Below are 19,971 nucleotides of genomic sequence, written 5' to 3'. Positions count from 1 at the left end.
CCGGAGAAACATCATGTTCTCGAAAAAGACAGCAATGGCCAGCGCCCTTGCAGTGATGTCGGCCACCCTGCCCCATCTTGCACAGGCGCAGGAAGTCGGCCTTGATGAAAAGATCAATCAGGCGATCTCACCGATTTCAAATGTGATTGCCGGCGCCATGTTCTATTCCGTGCCCATCGGCGGCACGGCCTTTCCACTGATCGTTGGCTGGCTTGTCATCGCGGCCACCATCTTTACCATCTATTTCGGCTTTGTTCAGTTCCGCCGGTTCGGCCATGCGATTTCGCTGGTCAAGGGCGACTATTCCCACCCCGAAGATGCCGGTGAGGTTTCGCACTTTCAGGCCCTTGCCACCGCCCTTTCGGGCACAGTCGGGCTTGGCAATATTGCCGGGGTGGCCGTGGCGGTTTCCATCGGTGGACCCGGTGCGACATTCTGGATGATCCTTGCCGGGTTGCTTGGCATGGCATCGAAATTCACCGAATGTACGCTGGGCGTGAAATACCGTAACGAATACGAAGACGGGCGCGTTTCAGGTGGCCCGATGTATTACCTGTCAAAGGGGTTGGCTGAAAAAGGCAAACCCGGCCTTGGCAAAGTTCTGGCCGTCATCTTTTCGATCTGCTGCATCGGTGGTGCCGTGGGCGGCGGGAACATGTTCCAGGCCAATCAGGCCTTCCAGCAGGTGGTCAATGTCACCGGCGGCGAAAACAGCTTCCTGGCCGGGTCTGGCTGGCTGTTTGGCCTGATCATGGCAATCGTCGTTGGTGTGGTGATTATCGGCGGCATCAAATCCATCGCCAAGGTCACCGAAAAGATCGTGCCATTGATGGCCATCATCTATGTCACGGCGGGCCTTGTTATTATCCTGTCCAATATCTCCATGGTTGGTGATGCTTTTGCCCAGATCTTTGTCGGGGCCTTTACCGGTGCCGGTGTTGCTGGCGGCGTTATCGGTGCCCTGATCCAGGGCTTCAAACGTGCGGCGTTTTCCAACGAGGCGGGTATTGGTTCGGCTGCGATTGCGCACTCGGCCGTGCGGACCAAGGAACCGGTTACCGAGGGCTATGTCGCCCTGCTTGAACCGTTCATTGATACGGTCGTGATCTGCACCATGACCGCCCTTGTGATCACCATCAGTGGCGAGCTGAATTCCGGCCTGACAGGTGTCGAGCTGACCTCGGCAGCCTTTGCGTCTGCCTTTACCTGGTTCCCGCTGATCCTGGCACTGGCCGTTGTACTGTTTGCCTTTTCGACCATGTTGTCATGGTCCTATTACGGGCTGAAAAGCTGGACCTATCTGGTCGGCGAAGGCAAGGGCAAGGAGATCATCTTCAAGCTGTTCTTCTGCCTTTGCGTGATCGTGGGTGCGTCCATGAGCCTAGGTCCCGTGATTGATTTCTCTGACTCCATGATCTTTGCCATGGCAATCCCCAACATCATCGGCCTTTATTTCCTGATGCCGGTGGTGCGTGGTGAAGTCAGACAATATTGGGCCAAGATCGAAAGCGGCGAGATCAAGAAGGTCAAATAAGCCAAAACTTTGAAACGATTCCAAACACCCCTGCCCCTTGGCGGGGGTGTTTTGCTTGGCGCCCTGCAAGTCCGGCATGGCAGCTCATTACGGCCATAGCTATGCAAGGCTTGCGAAATATGCGATTTTAATCGGCACAGGCAGCAGGCTGTGATAGAAGCCGCGCCAGAGAGATTTCCCGCAGACGACCAAATAGAAAAGACCCGCAAGTGATGAGTAATCAATCGCGCCGTTCCGAATTGCTGATGCCCGCAGGCTCGCTCGAAAAGCTGAAGGTTGCCGTGCTGTATGGCGCGGATGCCGTTTACATGGGCACGCCGGACCTGTCGCTGCGTGTTAAAAGCCAGATGTCGCTTGATGACGTGGTCGAGGGCATTGATTTCGCCCACAGCCATGGTGTGCGCGTTTACCTCACACTGAACCTGTTTTCGCATAACAAGGATATCGACAAGCTGCCGGAATATGTCGATACCGTGCGCAAGGTCCGCCCCGATGGCCTGATCGTGGCCGATCCGGGTGTTTTCATGTTTGTCCGCGAACATGCGCCGGAACTTGATTTGCATGTGTCGACACAGGCCAATGTGTGTTCGTGGCAGAGTGTCAAATTCTGGCAAAGCATCGGAGCCAAGCTGGTCGTTCTGGGCCGTGAGGTTTCCTATGAGGAACTGACCGAAATCCGCGAAAAATGCCAGGACATCAAGATCGAGGCGTTTGTGCATGGCTCCATGTGCATGACCTATTCCGGTCGTTGCCTGCTGTCGAACTTCATGGCCGAACGTGGGGCAAATCAGGGCGCGTGTGCCAACAGCTGCCGCTGGAAATACAAAGTCCACATGAAGCTTAAGGACGGCACGGTCAAGGAACTCAAACTGACCGAGGAAAATCTCGAGATGTTTGACTTCTTCCTTGAAGAAGACATGCGTCCGGGCGAGCTGATGGAAATTCAGGAAGACGAGCGCGGATCATACATCCTGAACTCGCGCGATCTGTGCATCATGCCCAAGCTTGAAGATTACCTGAAAATCGGGGTCGACAGCCTCAAGGTCGAAGGCCGCGGCAAAAGCCCGTATTACGCCGGTCTCGTTGCGCGCGCCTATCGCATGGCAATTGATGACTGGTACAAGGACCCGGAAAACTGGTCAGCCGAAGAATACATGAAGGAACTGGCGACCATCCCCAACCGGGGCTATACGCTGGCCTTCCATGACGGGCGTCTGACCAATTATGCGCATGGCTATGACAGCAACACCAATGTGTCGGACTGGGAATATGCCGGTCAGATCGTCGAGTTCGAAGACGATGCCTTTGTCATGTCGGTCAAAAACCGCATGCTGCCGGGGGACGTGATCGAAATCGTGCCGCCACGCTCGCGCCAGACGATTTTCATCCGCATGTATGAATTCATTGACGCCAAAACCGGCAAGGTCGGTGAAGCCGTGCACGCCAACACCCAACCGTTCATCCGTTTGCCGTTTAGCCTGTTTGAACAGGAAGACCCGGAGTTTCTGAAGCGCGAAGTCCTTCTGATGACCATCGTGCGCAAGGAAAAGGCCCTGTCCGAAGACGAATGGCAGCGCCTGAAACTTGATCAGGAAGGCCACAAGATCGAAATGGGCAAAGGCAATGAAGAACGCTATGACGCCAAGCGTGATGCGCTTCAGAGCGCCCTTGATGATCGCCAGAAGGAACGCTCCTTCCGCACTCCGCGTGTTGGCACCAAGGGCTGCTGTGGCCGGGGTTGCAACGGCTGTCTGATCTTCTGGCATGATGAAAGCTATGCCAAGGCGCGCGAAATCCTTGCCAAGCGCAAACAGGGCGAGATGCTTGAAAAAGACGGCAAGACGATCGCCGCCGAATAAGCAGCCCGCCTATCGCAGATACACAAACGGCAGCCTGATCAGGCTGCCGTTTTTATTTGTTCTGATCATGGAAAAACCATGATCAGTGCTCGGCGCTTTCAGCGGCCTTTTCAGCCTGTGCTTCAAGCTTGTCGATCCGGCGTAACGCAAACCAGCCAATCGTGATAAAGACCAAAAGCAGTATCGGGCTCAGTATGGCCAGGTTATGCTCAATCAGTTCGGACATCCCCTCGCCGACGCTATAGCCAAGACTGAAATAAAGTCCGGCCCAGAGGACCACTGATGTGATGCTGAGCGGCAGGAAGCGGATGAATGACATCGAACTCATGCCGACCGGGAAAACACCAAATGAGCGCACCCCATGCGGATAACGACAGAGCAGGATATAGGCGATGCCGTAATGCTCAAACAGACGCAGCGTCTTGCGCATCCACATCGCAAGGGCATCCGGCATTTTCGCGACAAGCGCATCGCCATATTTCCGCGCCAGAACAAAGCGCACCATATCCCCGATGAACCCGCCAGCAATCATGGCCCCCAATGCTGGTCCCGCCACAAGGCTTTCGGCCGCAACCAGCATGCCCGCAAATACCGGCAGGATACTGGCCTTGCTGACACAGTAGGTGAAAATCAGGATATAGATGAACTGCTGATATTCCTGAACCCACTGATTGATTGTTTCGAACACGCTAAACCTGACCGGAAAATTGCAAACTGGATGGCCTTCTAGGCCAAACCGGGCACACAGTGAAGTGCGCCCGATCACAGTGACTTTTATTATTTACGCCAGTTCGAACCTGATCGGCTGGGCACCTTCCCAAAGCGTCATTTTGCCGAGCTTTTCAAGGTCTTCGAGATTGCTAGTGACCGTGATGAAGTGGTTGCCGGCAAGCTGGCCGACCTTGGAGGCGAAATGCACCCCGCCATAGGCAAGCAGGATTTCGGTTTCGCTGATGCCGCCCGGATACAGGATGATCTGGCCCGGGGCCGGGAAGCTGGTGTGGTTTTCGTAGTCCACACCAAACTGATAATCGCCGAGTGGCATCCAGACTCCCTCGCCACTCCAGCGGACATGGACGGCCTTGCTTTCAAACGGCATGCGATCAAGGAACGCCTTGCAGGTATGCGGTGCCTTTTCGATTTCGAGCACGCCGTCAAAGGTGAAGGGGCCAGCGGTGATTTTGATATTGGACATGAGAATTTCCTGACTGGGCGGCGCAAAAACGTAGCGCGCCAGACGACGCGGCGAAATCGGGCCGGGGCAATTACATGTCCCAAGGGCTACACCGCCCGTCTGGAACCGTCAATTGCCTTCGAAAGTGCCGTCAACTTATGCGCAAATTGCATTGCCCCATACCAAAACCTGCCAACAGAACATATTGCAAATCCTGAACGCGGCCATTCGCGCCATTTTTTGCGTCGCAGCATGACTTCTTCGACGATCCTGCGATTGTTTCAGAACAAAACGGATGAAAATTTCACTTGCACGCAAAAAGCATCGGGCGTAAATGCGGACTTGCCCAAAGTCGCACGTGCCTGTGGTGGTCCCAATTTTGGAACCCTCGGGGTCACTTAAAGCAACGACGGTGTAGGGCTTTTTTGGTCTCAGGTGGCGTCCAAATCCACCGACACTAAAGAGGCACACCATCATTGCCCACGTGCGGAAAGGGAACTCCCCATTCCATAGCGAGGCAGACTTCGCAAGTTCCGGTTGGCCCCGGGGCTAAACAGCATGCAGGTAGTCCGCGTCATCGCGCCTCCACCGCGCGCACGCATCAGGTACATGCACGCTGCCATATCGTGGAATGGGAGAACGCCCCAATGGCAACTCAGCGTATTATTGATTTTCTCGCACAGAACCGCCCGGAAGGTCCGTGCCTTGTTGTTGATCTCGACGTTGTTCAGCGCAACTACGAGACCTTTACCCGTGCGCTTCCGAGCTCGCGCATTTTCTATGCCGTCAAGGCAAACCCGGCACCGGAAGTTCTGAGCCTGCTTGCCGACCTTGGCAGCAACTTTGACACCGCATCCGTCCCGGAAATCGAAATGGCGATGGCCGCAGGTGCCACTCCGGACCGCATTTCCTTTGGCAACACCATCAAAAAGGAACGCGACATTGCGCGCGCTTTTGAACTCGGTGTGCGCCTCTATGCGGTTGATTGCGTCGAAGAAGTCGAAAAAATTGCCCGTGTCGCACCGGGTGCGCAGGTTTTCTGCCGCATCCTGACCGACGGCGTTGGCGCAGAATGGCCGCTGTCGCGCAAATTCGGTTGCGCGCCGTCCATGGCACTCGAAGTTCTTGAGCATGCTCATCACATGGGTCTGGATGCCTATGGCGTGTCCTTCCATGTCGGCTCGCAGCAGTGCAACCTTGATGCATGGGACACCGCGCTTTCGGAAGCATCATCGATCTTCCGCACCCTGGCAGACAAGGGCATTCATCTTCGTATGGTCAATATGGGTGGCGGCTTCCCGACCCGGTATCTGCGCGACATTCCAGCGACCGAAGCATACGGTGCTGCGATTGTTGATGCGCTTCACAACCACTTTGGCAACCGCATGCCCGAAACCATTATCGAACCGGGCCGTGGCATGGTGGGTGATGCCGGTGTGATCAAAGCCGAGGTTGTTCTGATTTCGCGCAAGCATGCCGACGATCCGGTGCGCTGGGTTTACCTTGATATCGGTAAATTCGGTGGCCTTGCCGAAACCATGGACGAAGCCATCCGTTATCCGATCACCACGATCCATGATGGCGGCGACGTCGCCCCGTGTGTTCTGGCTGGTCCGACCTGTGATTCGGCTGACGTGCTGTATGAAAAGACCCCGTATGACCTGCCGGTCTCCTTGACCATCGGTGACGAGGTTCTGATCGAGGCAACCGGTGCCTACACCACCACTTATGCGTCCGTGGCGTTCAACGGCTTCTCGCCGCTTGCCGCCTATGTCATCTGACCGCATTTGCGAAAGACAGGCCAATGATCACGATTGATCGCGAAGGTGCCTATGCACATATCGAGCGCGAAAAGCTGCTGGATCGCGTAATGGGTCCGGCGCGTTTCGGGAAATCGTCTGAAATCCTGCGCCGTAATCGGCTTCCGGCTGACGGTCTGGCGTTTGTCGCCTTTGACGGCAAACACATGATCGGCACCGTCCGGTTGTGGAATGTCAATGCCGGTGATGCAGGCGATGCATTGCTGCTCGGCCCGCTTGCCGTGGATAAAATCTATAGCGGGTCCGGGGTTGGTGCCGGTCTGGTTTATGCCGCCCTTAATGCTGCACAGACGGCCGGTCACCGTTCGGTTCTTCTGGTGGGGGATCCGGATTACTATGCGCGCTTTGGCTTCCATGCTGCGCCTGCAAGCGGGCTTCTGATGCCCGGCCATTTTGACCGTCACCGGTTCCAGGCGGTTCAACTTGGCAATGACGATGGCTTAAGTGGGTCAAGCGGTATGCTCACCGCGACCGGGGCCATGATCCACTAGGACATCAAGGCAATAAGACAAAAAATCCCGGCCCGGGTTGCCCCGGCCGGGATTTTTGTTTCTGCATCCAATGCCGATCAGATCAGCAGGTCTTTTCAGACAACCAGCCAACAAAGACGCCCTTTTGCACCAGCCGTTCATGGGCAAAGCAATCTCCGTCGGGATAAGCACCGCTGGCCGGGGTGAAACGGACGATATCTTCACCGGGCAGAATGTTGGTGGTGGTTTCAACCAGTTCGGTCTGTGCGGTTCCCATGCCGTCTGCTGGCACCAGACAATCATGACGCCCGCCATTGCCATTGATCGTGCGCACCCCAACCATGCCATGGTTCATTGGCCAGGCTTTCAGCACCGAAACCAGATCACCGGGATTTTTGGCAAGGCAGGTGGTGATTGCTGGCATCATTTCATCAAAATAGCGCGTCCAGACCCCGTCCCCCTGCGCTTTCAGCTCCTCTACCGAAACCACCGGGAAATCGCCGGGCGCAAGGGTAAGACTGGCAGCCTCGCTCGGCATGGACGAAACGGCGCAATGGAAATCACCTGACGGAGTTGTCCAGATGGCATCTGCGCCCTTGCCGCGCAGTTCATATATTTCATTGCCATAACCATATCCCGATCCGGTCGGCATTTGCGCCAGACTGATCGGCTCGCGCCCCCGGAATTCAACAATGGCGCGCTTGGCATCCTGATCAAAGGTCACTGCAAAGCGGCTTTTGTCATCACAGATAAACAGCTCCGGGCCGCTGCGGGAGTCCGGCGTGCTGTTAAGCTGGCTTAACATGGCATCGATCCGGCTGAGCGCCACCTTGCTTTGCGACAGCGCCCCGCTGATTTCATGTTCATCGGGCTCACTGACATTGCCATTAACGGTTTTGCTTCCGGACGTGAAACGGCCCTGTGCGAAATCAAGTTTAAGGGTGTATTGCAACGGTTGATCATCGTTGGAACCACCATAATTGACCCGCTTTGCGTCCTCGGCAAAGCGCAAAAGCTGCCCATTGCGGTAATAGAGCTTAACGTCACTGGTTCCGTAATCGCCAAGATCGCGATGCTCGTCGACCAGAACCGGTTCGCCCTCTGGCGAGATATAGGCATTGTAGGTCACGGTGTGATCGGATGCCGAATACTGACCGGGGATCACCCGCATGTCGGGCAAGCGGGCCTTGATCGCGGCGATATGATTGTCAATCGCCGAAGCGTTGCCTTTGCTGCTGCCATCCCCCTGTGTGCGGGCGATTTTGCGAACAAGGATGTCGACATCACTTGGCGCATCGCGGGTCAGGACGGGATAGGCCTGATCATTGCGAAACAGAAGGTCGCCGTCGGCATTGACGATTTTCGCCTCGATCACATAGGTCATGCGCGGATCGATATCATCCGCATCATAGGGCAGGACAAACACTATGGGCGGATTGCTGACCGGCTGACGCAGTGCGGCAATTTCAACTGACGGTGCATCAGCACGCGATACATCAAGCAAGCGCACGACAAGGAAGGTATTATCGGGCGAAAGCGCAATCCGTTCGCGATAACTGACCGATCCGGTGACACTGTTGCCGGACGGTTGCAGGGCCGCACAGCCCGACAATATCCCGACCATGCCAATGACAAAAAGTGCCCTTGCCCACTTGGCTGCGGCGTTAGCAGGTTTCATTTTGACCCCGGTTTGCTCGTATTTTTGATGGTGTCCAATGTGCTGTGCACACGCTATGGTGACGCCAAACATACCGAAAACCAAGGCCAAAAATGGGCAAGAAGCGCCAATTGCCTGATTAATGACAACCAATAGGCGCTTAAGACCGGTAAACGATCAGCCGGCAAACCGATGGCACGGCAAGCCCGCCACATCTGTCTTGATGGACAACAAGGCCCCTTCAAGCGGATTGCCACTGTTCTCCAGCCCGACCGCGGCCGAGGTGATATAAAGCGTTTTAAGGTCCGGGCCCCCAAACACACAACTGGTTGGCTGGGTCACCGGCAGTTCGATCACCCGGTCAACACTGCCATCAGGGGCAAAGCGCATCAGGCATCCCCCACCCCAGCGCGCGTTCCAGATATATCCATCCGCATCCATTGCCGAACCATCCATATTCCCGCGATCCTGCGGGCCAAAGAACGGCTTCGGGTTGGAAGGCACACCGGTTTCCATGTCAAAGTCATAAACATTAAGCGTGTTGGCAATGGTGTCGCCAAAGAACATTTTGGTGCCATCTGCCGACCACAGCAATGTGTTGGAGATACCAACATTGGCGGCAAACCGGGTGACTTCTCCATCCGCACCCACGCGGTTGAGCGTCCCGGTCGATGCCGTTACCGGCAAGTCTTCACCATTGGGGCCGATATTGTTTTGCATGGTGCCATGCCAGAACCGGCCTTTCGGATCGACCCGGCTTTCATTTGACCGATTGCCGGCATTGTCACTGTCGGGGGCAACAAACGGCGTGGTTTCGCCACTTTCCGGGTCAAGGAAGGCGAGCCCGTCCGCAAGGGCAATCAAAAGCCCGTCCTTCTCGCGCGGGACAATGGCCGCAACAGGTTGATCAAATGCCCAACTGCGCGACCCGCCATCATCGGGGCGCAACGCATAAGCGGTTTTGCCAATAATATCGACCCAATACAGAACACCATCTTCGGCATCCCAATGCGGGCCTTCGCCAAGTTTACATCGCAGGTTTGGCAAAACGGTTTTGACGTTGGACATGATTTCTCCGTGTTGACGATGTGGATGCGTTTCAGCCTTGCAAATCTGCAATCATTCATATCGCGGCAAACTGCATGGTGCGACCACAATTATTGTTGGTGTGCGAAGCAAATTAACTGCAATACACCCTGATATTGCTAACCGGAAAGGTGCGATCTGAAAAGTAATTTAATATGATGATTATGCAAGTTTTTGCAAATTTCGCGCCTTGCAATCGCAACTTGGTTGCATTCGCGACAGGTAATTGATAAGCATTCTCAAAATATGCAGCGCGTCAGTTGTTCACCGCTTGGTGATGGCGCGGTTTTCGTTCCCGGCGCATGAGTTTACCTTCCATGTTCGACCTGAAAGACGTCGCTTTCAAAAGCGATGGCAAAAAGCCAAAGACGTTGCTTGACGGCATCTCGGTCACTTTCCCGACCGGGGCGTTCAGCGCGATTGTCGGCCATAACGGATCGGGCAAAAGCACACTGATCAAACTGCTGGCGCGCAAAAACAAACCGGCATCCGGGACAATCCAGCTTGATGGGCAGGACCTTGCCGATCATGGCACACGCGATTTTGCCCGCAAGGTGGCCTATTTGCCGCAAAATCCGGTTGTGCCACCGCATTTAAGCGTGCGCGAACTGGTGGCCTTTGGCCGTTATCCATGGCGCGGCGCGTTTGGCCGTTACCGTGACACCGACCACGCCAAAATCGATCAGGCGATGGAACTGACCCACGTGACGGCGTTTTCCGACCGGCTGGTCGCAAGCCTTTCGGGCGGGGAACGCCAGCGGGTCTGGCTTGCCATGTTGCTCGCCCAGGATGCGCCGGTGCTGTTGCTTGATGAGCCGACCTCGGCCCTTGATGTCGGTCATCAGCGCGACATTCTGCAACTGATCGCCAAGCTTAAGGATCAGAACAATCTGACTGTCATTGCCGTCTTGCATGACATCGACATGGTCGGGCGTTTTGCCGATCACATTCTGGCTCTGCGCGCCGGGCGCACCTGTTGGCAGGGCACGCCGCACGACTTCATGAATGGCGATACGCTGCGCGATATTTTCCAGACCGATATCGACGTCATCAAACTAAGCAACCCGGACCGCTTCATAAGCTATGTCGCATAGCTGCTTGCGCACGTTTCAACATCAACAGGGATCAGGGAAATCATGATGTTTACGCCTCGGATGGGCCACACCTTAGCTGGCCTTGCAATCGCCGCCGGAACCGCCATCGCGTCCCTTGCCCCCCTGCCCGTGATCGCCGAGGAAACCTTTACCCATGAAATGGGCGAAGTCACCCTTGAAACCACCCCGACGCGATTTGCGGCGTCAAACTGGGCGTTGACCGAAAGCCTGATCGCGCTTGGCATTGATCCGGTCGCCATTCCGGAATCGGATGGATATCGCGCCTGGGTGGTCGAACCGAAACTGCCCGAGAGCTTCACCGATCTTGGCACCCGTCGCGAACCGAATTTCGAGGCGCTCCGCGATGCAAAGCCCGACGCCATCCTGATCAGCGTTGATGTCGCCATGGCGCATGAAAAGCTGTCTGGCTATGCGCCGACCCTTGTTTATTCGATCTATAACACCGGCAGTGACGAACCCGTGATTGATCGGGCCGAGGCGCTGCTACGCAATGTCGCCAAACTGGCGGGTAAGCCGGACGCCGCCGAGGACGTCATTGCATCGGTCAACGCCCGGATTGAGGCCGCCGCAAAACGCATTCGCGATCATGTCGGTAATGATGCGAAATTCGCTGTTGTCCGCATCCTAGATGACACGCATTTCCGCATTCATGGCAAGACGTCGCTGTTTGGCTCTGTGCTTGGCCGCATGGGCTTTGCCAATGCCTGGGACGGAGAAGTGAATGGCTGGGCGTTTCGCAATGGCGATGTGTCCGATCTGGCCAAGATGGGGGATGTGCAGTTCGCCTATGTCGAACCGATTGCCCCAACGACACGCGAAACCCTGTTTAATTCGGCCATCTGGAAGGCCATGCCCTTTGCACGCAATGGCAATGTCCATGCCATCCCGGCAAGCTGGACCTTTGGCGGGGTGTTGTCGGCCGCACGCTTTGCCGAATTGCTGGCCGATGCGGTGACGGGCGTGGACACCACCGCAAACGGCTCGTAAAGGTTAACCGGCATGAACATCCTGCGCGCGCTTGTATGCCCGGTTTTGCTGTGTGCTGCGTTGATTGGCGCAACCATGTCGCCCGTCATGGCCGATCCGATAGAGATCGAACATGAACGCGGTATCTTGCGGCTTGATACACCAGCCAAGCGGATTGCGACGATCAATTGGTCCTTTACCGAAAGCGTGATTGCCCTTGGCCTTGACCCGGTCGCCATTGCCGACCCGCAAGATTATGTCGACTGGGTTGCCAAACCAGACCTGCCCGAAAGCTTTGTTGATCTTGGCCCGCGCGCATCGCCCAACCTCGAAGCGCTGCGTGCCGCCAAACCCGATCTGATCATTACCGTCCCCGATATCGGCATGGCGTATGAAAAACTTGCCGAAATCGCCCCGGTTCTGGAACTGAAGCTGTTTGACGGCAAGAACCCGGCCTTTGAAACCGCGCGGGAGGTCTTTGACAAGATCGCCAGGGCCACCGGGCGCGAAACACTGGCCCAAGCCTATCTGGAAAACGTTGATCAGAAACTGCGCGAGTATGGCAAGCGCGTGAAAACCGCCATCGGTCCGGATCAGAAGATCAACGTTGTTTTCTTCTTTGATGAAAGCAATGTCGGCATCTTTGCCGATACCTCCCTGCCCGGTTCGGTGATGACGGCAATGGACGTGCCGGTTGCCTATGACGGAGAAGTCAACAAGTGGGGCTTTGGTCGTGGCGGGCTCGAGATTCTGGCGCCCTATGCCAAGGAAACGCTGGTCTATACCACCCCCGTGCCCGAAGTGATCCTTGATAAGCTTTTGAATTCCCCGATCTGGAAGGTGATGGATTTCAGCCGCAACAACCGGGTTTATGAACTCCCCGTCGTCTGGGCCTATGGCGGGGTGCCGTCTGCGCTTCGTTTTGCCCGGCTTTTGACCGAAACCATTGAAAGCGGCCCGCAACAATGAGCAATGCGGCAGCGCGCAATGCGGACCTTCGAGGCCGACTTTCCCTTCCAGCCATCCTGACAGGCATTCTGGGCATCCTGAGCCTTGTCGTACTGGTGATTGATTTCTGGCCCTATCTTGCCAACGGCCAAGTCCCACAGGCTCTGTTCAGCCCGGATGAAACCGATTTTGACCAAATCCTGTTTCATTTCAGCACCCTGCCCCGCCTTGCGATGGCGTTTTTGTGCGGGGCTGGGCTGGCGCTTGCCGGTGCGGCCATCCAGACAGTTTTGCGCAATCCGCTGGCTTCACCCACAACGCTTGGCGTTGGGGCGGGTGTTGAATTTGCCCTGACCCTTTTTGTCCTGCTGGCCCCGGCATCGCTTGCCATGTTTCAGGAGGCCTTTGCCCTTGCCGGGGGCTTGATTGCGCTCGGTGCGGTCTATCTGATTGCCGCCAATCGCGGCAATGCAACGCTGTGGCTCATTCTCGCCGGGATGATCGTCAATCTGTTGTTGCAGTCGGGATCGCAGATCATCTTGCTGTTTAACGAGCAATATCTGCAATCAATCTTCATGTGGGGGGCCGGCGATCTGGCCCAGAACGGCTGGGAGGATATGCAGTTTGTCTGGCCACGTGTGCTGATGGGCATGATTGCCATTCTGGCCCTGTCGCGCCCGCTTGATCTTCTGGCGCTTGGCGATGACACGGCAGGATCACTCGGGGCAAAAGTCACCGTCTTGCGCCTTCTGATCCTTGGCCTTGCCGTATTCATCACCGCATCCGTGATTTCAGCGGCCGGCATGATCGGCTTTATCGGGCTTGCCATCCCGGCCGCCCTTCGCATTGCCGGTTTGTCACGGTCGCGCGATTTGATGATCTATTCGCTGTTTACCGGGGGCTTTGCCCTTTTGATCGTCGATTTTGTGGTGCGCCAGTTTAATGGACTTGGCGGCGATCCCTTGCCAACCGGTGCAGCCACCGCGCTTTTTGGCGCACCGTTTATCATCTTTATGTTGCGCAAGGCGCGCATCATGCCGGGCACCCAAAACGATGATCAGCACAGTGACCAACAGATCATCTCGAAAACTGCACTATCAATTGCGCTTGCCGTCAGCCTTGTGATCGGTGTTGTCTTTTCATTGTTCGTTTCACTTGATGGCAACGGCTTTGTCATTCTGGGCTGGCAGGACAGCAGTCTTGATATCCTGATCGGGCGATCAGAACGCACCTTTGCCGCGATGATTTGCGGGGCAGCACTGGCGGTATCAGGCACGCTTATTCAACGCGTCGGACGCAACCCATTGGCCAGTCCGGAAATCACCGGGGTCAGTTCGGCCACCGCCCTTGCCATGATCCTGGCACTGGCGATTTTAGGTTTCGGACAGCGGGCGGAACTGATGGTGATCGGTGCTGCAGGGGGGATTGCATCGCTTTTGGTGTTGCTTGCCCTTTGTCGCAAATTCACCCATGCACCGCATTACATGCTGCTGAACGGTCTTGCCATGACCGCCATTCTGGGCGCGATGGTGCGTATTGTTCTGACGCGAAGCGGGACACAAACATCCATACTGATGTCGTGGCTGGCCGGGACGACCTATTTCACCAATATGAACGAGGTGATGATTGTTGCTGGCGTCACCGGCGCGCTTCTGATCCTTGCAATTGCCTTGCGGCGTCCGCTTGAACTGGCATCCCTTGGCACGGATCAATCCGTATCCCTGGGCCTTGGTATTTCGGGCTTTCAGTTTGCCATGATGTTGCTGGCGGCCATTCTGGCGGCCAGTGCAACGCTTCTGGTCGGACCGCTCAGCTTCGTTGGCCTGATGGCCCCGCACCTTGCGCGCGTGGCGGGTTACCGCCTTGCAGGCGGGCATTTGCTGGGCGCTGTTCTGATCGGGGTCAATGTGATGATGGTTGCCGAATGGCTGGCGCGCAACATGATCTATCCCGCACAACTCCCCACCGGTTTGATCGCCGCCCTGATCGGTACGGGATACTTCCTGATCCTTGCCATCCGCAAACGCTGATCACAGGCGTCATGAATTCCCATGACGCCTGTTTCAGTTGCCCGTATGGGTATTAGGTACTTGGCGGGATATAGTCGCCATCGAACTTCAAAAGATCATCCGTGATGTCATACCAGTCAGGTTTCGACGCCGTATGAATATGCACCGACGGGCGAATTTTCGGATCGTCATCAAGCGCGGACGCCGCGACAACATAAATGTCGCCCGATGCCAAATCACCAAGCGACGTGCCGCATTCCTTGCAAAAGCAGCGATCAAACTTTGCGTCCGGCCCGCGATAACGACCAATCACCTCTTCGCCGGTCAGCATATGAAGATCATCCGCCTTGCCAATCACCACAGCAGAGAAAACACCGGCTGCCTTGCGGCAGCGCGAACAGTGACAATAGCTCAGTGATGACGGCTCCCCTGAAATTTCGAACGTAACCTTGCCGCACAGGCAGCTTCCCTTGATCATTTTTAAATCCTGTTATGCAACCCTGCCCAAAAGGAACATAACATGAACATTTATCACATTCCAAGCCCTTATGAGACATCCGTTCGTCCGATCAATCAGCTGCCTGATCGCGGCCAATCACGGGCAAGGGCGAATGCCGCATCCAGCGTCGCAACACGCCGGACCGGAAATGGCAGCATGCGGACAAAGTTGCTGTCCTCTGCGTCTTCATGCCCACCCGCATGATCGTGATCATCATCGCCGTGATGATGGCCTTCATCGACACGGATCAGCCCCTTGGCAAACACATTCAGCCGGTCACGGTTGCGTTTGAACCATGCGGCGGCCTGTTTGCGGATGTCGTGATCCTGATTGATAAAGCCCGCCACGCGAAAGATCAGAATGGCCGGATCACTGCGTTCAGCCAATGCATCAAGGGCCGCGATATAGGCCTGCCCGTCCGCGTCACTTTGCTGATCAATCATTTCAAACAGAACGATATCGCTTTGCGGTGTTGATGATCGAAACATTGCCTTCTCCGTGCGCGATTGGCCCGGCGGGAGCTCCGCCGGGCCACTGGCCCCAATAATGGTCGCATCAATGTAGCAGGCCGTAATGGGCCTGATCGCGATCAGAACTCGCGGCGATAGCCAATCGTGACCGTGCGGCCATGACCGGCAACCGGGTAATTGCGAAGTGCCGTCGCAGCCGGGTTTTCGTAGCTGGCATCAAGAATATTCTCGATCCCGAAACGGGCCGTGCCGCCCAGCAGCGGATAGTTGCCCGACAGATTGAAGACCAGGCTCGGCTTGATCTTTTCATCTTCAATCCGATAGCGACCCGCCGTATAGGTCCCGTCAAAGCGCATATTCAGATCATCCCAAACGTAACTGTCGACATAGCCGGTAAAGCGGAACGGGGATGGAATGCGGTTATTGGGCAGCCAGCTATCAAGATCACCGTCTTCGTTGGTGTCATAACGGCCTTCGACATAGGATGCCAACGCCCCGATATAGGTATCGTCAGAGATATCATACTCGCCAGTCAATTCCGCCCCGATGATGCGTTCCTTTTCCTGGCTGAGCTTGTTGGTCGAGCTGTCATAGTTATCGCCACGGTCATTGGTGCTCATGTAAACCGCCGCCGTAGAGCGGAAATCGGTTCCGTCGTAGCGTGCCGCCACCTCATAGGTTTTGACCTTGGAAGCCTCGACATCTATGTCGTCGAAGTTAAGCGGAATAGACGTGCCCGTAAGCCCCGCACGACGAGTATAGGCCCCGACATCCGGCACCGAAAAGCCTTCGCTATAGCTAAATGATGTATCAATCCGGTCTGTCCAGTGAACAACCGCCGACGCATTGAAAGTCACCGCATCATAGGTCGTCTGACCACCCGTGAAATCCGCGGCAGCAAGGATCTGCTGCGCAACGCCACCGTTGTAACGCATGTAACTCGGTCTGGTGAAATCCTTGACCGTCAGGTCATATTCCTCGTAACGCACGCCACCTGACAGATCGACATACTCGGTTACCGGTGCTGACAGCTGGGCAAAGATCGCCTTGCCGTCCTGTTCCATCGGCGCGCCGATATCTCGGTCGCTCACCGTGCGGTATTTGACGTCATCAAACTTCAAATCCCCACCCCACGTCAGGGTCAAACCTTCATAAGCGGCATCAAGGTTGGTGTCGGTCGAGAGCTTCACACCGTACTTGACGGTATCAATGACCGACTGGCCCAGCGGATCTTCAATCGCGCCATTGCTGGCAAGCGAAACCAGCCCCGGATTGTAGGTGGCATGATATTCTGCGCGTGCGGCCTGTTTGTAGCTGTCATTGTAAAACAGCTTCAGGTCGCCAACACCGACCTTGCCGAAATCAAACTCATACCCGGCAGTGAAATACTGGCTTTCATCTTCAAGCGGCTGCGCCAGATAGGGACTGTCGTAATTGACCGAAACCGGATCGGTCGAAAGATCGGAATAATATTCGATATCCTGACGGAACCGCACAACTTCCGAGGACAGGAACAGGCGATGCCCCTCGGCAACGGTCACCCCGGCCTTGCCAAAGACATTAAGGTCCTCGGCATTATCGAACCCGCCCTGCCCGAGCATCGCGTCCGAGGGCACCTGATTGCCATACCCGTCATAGGTATTGCCGGTTTTTGAACCGGTCACACTGGCGGCCAGATCAACTGCGCCGATGCCGCCACTGCCCGAAAGCGTCAGAGACGGTGAGAAGCTTTCGCCAATATCGTCGGTATAGCTTCTGACATGCCCATCAACGACAAACACGTTTTTGCCGACTTCACCGGTCTTGGTGATGATGTTGATGGTTGCCCCGGTTGCGCCATCGCCGTTCATCGCGTTCGAGCCCGGAATGACTTCGATGCTTTCGACCTGCTGAATATCGATCATCGACAGGATACGGCTGCTGTTGCGCAGCGGCGTGTTGCGCGCAACCCCGTCAACCAGCACCTGTACATCGCGGCCACGGAAGGTTTCCGTGCTGGCGATCAGGCTTTGATCATCAAACATGAAGCCCGGCACATTGTTGCGAATGACATTGGTGATATCGCTGTTTTTGGCCGACTGGGCTTCGATCTGATCAGACCCGATTACAACAACCGACGGCGACATGGTGGCAATCGAGCGGCGTGAACGGGTGGCGGTCACAACCACCTCCGGCAGGATCAGGTTTTCCTGTGACGCGTTGCTGCTGGTTTTGACCGGGCGGATGATCACGCTGTCATCAGAGACAAATTCAAACACATAGCCACTGCCTGCCAAAAGGTTCTGCAGTGCTTCGCGCGCCGACATGTCGGCCGCCAGGTTGCCACTTTCCATCCCGGAAAGATCGCCCTGCACAACAAGCTGCAAACCAAACTGATCGGCAACCTGATCAAGGGCGGTGCGCAGATCACCTGCGGCGACCGAAACCGTCTGAGCGGTATCAGCCGAACTTTGTGCCAAAGCCTGCGGGACGGATGCGATCATCAGTGTCGCAACAAGTGCCGTCGTCCCCAAAAGGCGGGACATTCCGATGGTACCGGTCTGCCCAAAATTCACGATATTCACGTTCTAACCCCTTCGCATGAAAATAATAATGCAAATCACTATTATCTTCATGACGAACGCCCCCGCGAAAAGAGGAGGTTAAATTTTCTATTTTTTTGAAATTATTCTGAACCCGCCCGGAACTGCGCGGTCCGTAAGGCCATAAGCCGCCAGAATGGCACCATAGGCCCCGTCCGGTTTGGTCAGATCGAAACTGCCCGAAACGGTGATATCGTCCATGCGCGGATCGCGCACAAAGCGCAGGTCATCCATAAGCGGTGAAAGACGGGCCAACAGTTCGTCAATCGGCATGTCATTGACCACCCAGCGCCCATCACGCCACGCCGCGACACGATCCAGTGTCACGGTGCCATAATGCATATCGCCATCCGCATCCTGCCAGGATGCCCGCCCCGCGGCCAGGCGTGCGAGCTTTGCCGTGCGGCTTTCAAGATCGACCGTGCCCTCGGACACCTCAACCCGGACATGCCCGCCCCACTTCGATGCACTGAATGCAGTCCCGACCGCCGTTGCGGTCAGTTTGTTCAGATGAATACGAAGCGGCCGTGTGCTGTCCTTTGCAACCTCGATGAACACGCCGCCTTCAAGGACAGTCAGATCACGATACTGATCGCCATACGCCAGGGCAACGCGTGTGCCCGGCTCCATCCAGATGCGTGATCCGTCAGACAGTTCATGGACTTCGCTGACAATACCGGGATTGCCTGCGGCGATCAGATCGGCATCGGGCTGAAAAGCGGAATAGCCCCAAAGACCCAGCAGCAACAGAATGGTGAAAATCGCCAGCATCGGGCGGGCGCGGCGTTTGGCGGATCGCATGCCCGGCAGACGGCCATTGCCCCCTTCAAGCGCGCCCAGCCGTTCAAGATCGCGGCGAACGGCTTCGCTATCAAATCCAAGATGGTCCGGCTTTGATGTCGGTGGTTTTCTGCCTGGGTCATCCATGCCAGAAAGCTCTGACGCTGCGACTTCCATGCTCTGCCATGTCTGACGGGCGCGGATCAGGCGCGCAGGATTTTGCGGATCTGAGGCCTGCCAGCGCTCAAAGGCGATTTCTTCAGAAGCGGTAAGTTGCACATCATCAAGGCGTACAGCCCAGTAGTCAGCAATGTCGTCATTGCTTTGGCAGTCGTCGGGATAGCGGAATTCGGTCATGGCGGTGTCGTAACCCGGCTTCTGGCTGATGGTGCTGTTGTATATGTGACGAACGGGCAGCGCAAAAGAGGATGTTTAGTTTTCATGGCGCGCCAACACCTGTTTGCAATGTCCAAGCGCCTGACGCAAATGCTTTTCGACCATATTGCGACTAATGCCAAGCTGGTCTGCAGCCTCTGCCGTGCTGAAATGATCGCGCTTGCACAGCAAAAACACCTCGCGACAGCGTGGCGGCAGGTCATCAATCGCGCGCCGCACAATATCAAGGCGCTGGCGATCTGCACTGATCTGTTCCGGGGTGACAGAATGGCTACCTGCGCCATCCATCTCGCTGATTTCGGCCGGGTCGGTGAATTCAACCGGGTTGCGGTTGTTCCGGCGCAGGGCATCAATCGCCAGATTGGTCGCCATGCGCATCAGAAAGGCTGGCGGATTGGCGATTTCATCCGGGTCGATATTCCGGTGGCGCAATTGCACATAGAGATCCTGCAACACATCATGGCTTTCGTCGCGCGCGGGCAGATATTTCTGCACCTGTCGCAACAACCGATCATGATATTGCTGGTAAAGATTATCCCAGGAACGGTCACAGACCGCCATAGCCACACATCCAGAATTCGATAATGATAACTGTTATCATTTTCA

The 19,971-nt window shown here is 55.9% G+C and carries 17 protein-coding genes; 8 read left to right on the top strand and 9 right to left on the bottom strand.

Going from position 1 to position 19,971, the window contains the following annotated elements; all coding sequences use genetic code 11:
• Nucleotides 1-13 precede the first annotated feature (13 nt).
• Both AUQ43_RS07825 and AUQ43_RS07820 read left to right on the top strand, forming a co-directional pair.
• Nucleotides 14-1,534, top strand: coding sequence for a sodium:alanine symporter family protein (locus tag AUQ43_RS07825; protein WP_198157159.1), 1,521 nt, complete (start codon nucleotides 14-16; stop codon nucleotides 1,532-1,534).
• Nucleotides 1,535-1,746: 212 nt separating this feature from the next.
• Nucleotides 1,747-3,393, top strand: coding sequence for a U32 family peptidase (locus tag AUQ43_RS07820; protein WP_062955682.1), 1,647 nt, complete (start codon nucleotides 1,747-1,749; stop codon nucleotides 3,391-3,393).
• Between the two features lie 82 nt (nucleotides 3,394-3,475).
• Here the strand turns inward: AUQ43_RS07820 and AUQ43_RS07815 are convergent, their stop codons facing one another.
• Together AUQ43_RS07815 and AUQ43_RS07810 are read right to left on the bottom strand one after the other, a co-directional pair.
• The gene (locus tag AUQ43_RS07815) at nucleotides 3,476-4,081 is read right to left on the bottom strand and encodes a DedA family protein (protein WP_062955681.1); all 606 of its coding nucleotides are present in this window, start codon (nucleotides 4,079-4,081) and stop codon (nucleotides 3,476-3,478) included.
• Between the two features lie 93 nt (nucleotides 4,082-4,174).
• Entirely contained in the window at nucleotides 4,175-4,588 is a 414-nt protein-coding gene (locus AUQ43_RS07810; RefSeq protein ID WP_062955680.1) for a DUF3830 family protein, read from the bottom strand.
• A 626-nt stretch (nucleotides 4,589-5,214) separates the two neighbouring features.
• Between AUQ43_RS07810 and AUQ43_RS07805 the strand changes: the two genes are divergently transcribed.
• Complete coding sequence (locus tag AUQ43_RS07805) at nucleotides 5,215-6,348, top strand: type III PLP-dependent enzyme (RefSeq protein ID WP_062955679.1); 1,134 nt, start codon at nucleotides 5,215-5,217, stop codon at nucleotides 6,346-6,348.
• A gap of 23 nt (nucleotides 6,349-6,371) precedes the next feature.
• Entirely contained in the window at nucleotides 6,372-6,878 is a 507-nt protein-coding gene (locus tag AUQ43_RS07800; protein ID WP_062955678.1) for a GNAT family N-acetyltransferase, read from the top strand.
• 82 nt (nucleotides 6,879-6,960) lie between these two features.
• Here AUQ43_RS07800 and AUQ43_RS07795 read toward each other — a convergent pair whose 3' ends face one another.
• Complete coding sequence (locus AUQ43_RS07795) at nucleotides 6,961-8,535, bottom strand: YbaY family lipoprotein (protein ID WP_062955677.1); 1,575 nt, start codon at nucleotides 8,533-8,535, stop codon at nucleotides 6,961-6,963.
• Nucleotides 8,536-8,691: 156 nt separating this feature from the next.
• Entirely contained in the window at nucleotides 8,692-9,582 is an 891-nt protein-coding gene (locus tag AUQ43_RS07790) for an SMP-30/gluconolactonase/LRE family protein (RefSeq protein ID WP_062955732.1), read from the bottom strand.
• 335 nt (nucleotides 9,583-9,917) lie between these two features.
• Between AUQ43_RS07790 and AUQ43_RS07785 the strand changes: the two genes are divergently transcribed.
• The 4 genes from AUQ43_RS07785 to fhuB are packed head-to-tail and all read left to right on the top strand — an operon-like array spanning nucleotide 9,918 to nucleotide 14,659.
• Nucleotides 9,918-10,694 carry an ABC transporter ATP-binding protein gene (locus tag AUQ43_RS07785; protein WP_062955676.1) on the top strand — a complete coding sequence of 259 codons (777 nt, stop codon included), beginning with the start codon at nucleotides 9,918-9,920 and terminating at the stop codon, nucleotides 10,692-10,694.
• 42 nt (nucleotides 10,695-10,736) lie between these two features.
• Nucleotides 10,737-11,702: an iron-siderophore ABC transporter substrate-binding protein gene (locus tag AUQ43_RS07780; protein ID WP_232310624.1), complete on the top strand. Its 966-nt coding sequence runs from the start codon at nucleotides 10,737-10,739 to the stop codon at nucleotides 11,700-11,702.
• Between the two features lie 12 nt (nucleotides 11,703-11,714).
• Nucleotides 11,715-12,650, top strand: a complete 936-nt coding sequence (locus tag AUQ43_RS07775) for an iron-siderophore ABC transporter substrate-binding protein (protein ID WP_062955675.1) — start codon at nucleotides 11,715-11,717, stop codon at nucleotides 12,648-12,650.
• Entirely contained in the window at nucleotides 12,647-14,659 is a 2,013-nt protein-coding gene (fhuB, locus tag AUQ43_RS07770) for a Fe(3+)-hydroxamate ABC transporter permease FhuB (protein WP_062955674.1), read from the top strand. Before AUQ43_RS07775 ends, fhuB begins: the two co-directional genes overlap by 4 nt.
• 52 nt (nucleotides 14,660-14,711) lie before the next feature.
• Here fhuB and AUQ43_RS07765 read toward each other — a convergent pair whose 3' ends face one another.
• The 5 genes from AUQ43_RS07765 to AUQ43_RS07745 form a co-directional block, all read right to left on the bottom strand.
• The gene (locus AUQ43_RS07765) at nucleotides 14,712-15,116 is read right to left on the bottom strand and encodes a GFA family protein (protein ID WP_062955673.1); all 405 of its coding nucleotides are present in this window, start codon (nucleotides 15,114-15,116) and stop codon (nucleotides 14,712-14,714) included.
• Nucleotides 15,117-15,211: 95 nt separating this feature from the next.
• On the bottom strand, nucleotides 15,212-15,625 hold the full coding sequence (locus tag AUQ43_RS07760) for a hypothetical protein (RefSeq protein WP_062955672.1): 414 nt from the start codon (nucleotides 15,623-15,625) through the stop codon (nucleotides 15,212-15,214).
• A gap of 101 nt (nucleotides 15,626-15,726) precedes the next feature.
• Complete coding sequence (locus AUQ43_RS07755) at nucleotides 15,727-18,171, bottom strand: TonB-dependent receptor (RefSeq protein WP_232310623.1); 2,445 nt, start codon at nucleotides 18,169-18,171, stop codon at nucleotides 15,727-15,729.
• Between the two features lie 87 nt (nucleotides 18,172-18,258).
• A complete protein-coding gene (locus AUQ43_RS07750) occupies nucleotides 18,259-19,326 on the bottom strand; it encodes a FecR domain-containing protein (protein ID WP_062955671.1) in 1,068 nt (355 codons plus the stop codon).
• Nucleotides 19,327-19,401: 75 nt separating this feature from the next.
• A complete protein-coding gene (locus tag AUQ43_RS07745; protein WP_062955670.1) occupies nucleotides 19,402-19,926 on the bottom strand; it encodes an RNA polymerase sigma factor in 525 nt (174 codons plus the stop codon).
• Nucleotides 19,927-19,971: the final 45 nt, after the last annotated feature.

It is taken from the genome of Thalassospira sp. MCCC 1A01148, assembly GCF_001613795.1.
Classification (GTDB): domain Bacteria; phylum Pseudomonadota; class Alphaproteobacteria; order Rhodospirillales; family Thalassospiraceae; genus Thalassospira.
The sequence above is the reverse complement of the archived record's forward strand: the minus strand, read 5'-3'. Positions and strand labels throughout refer to the sequence as shown.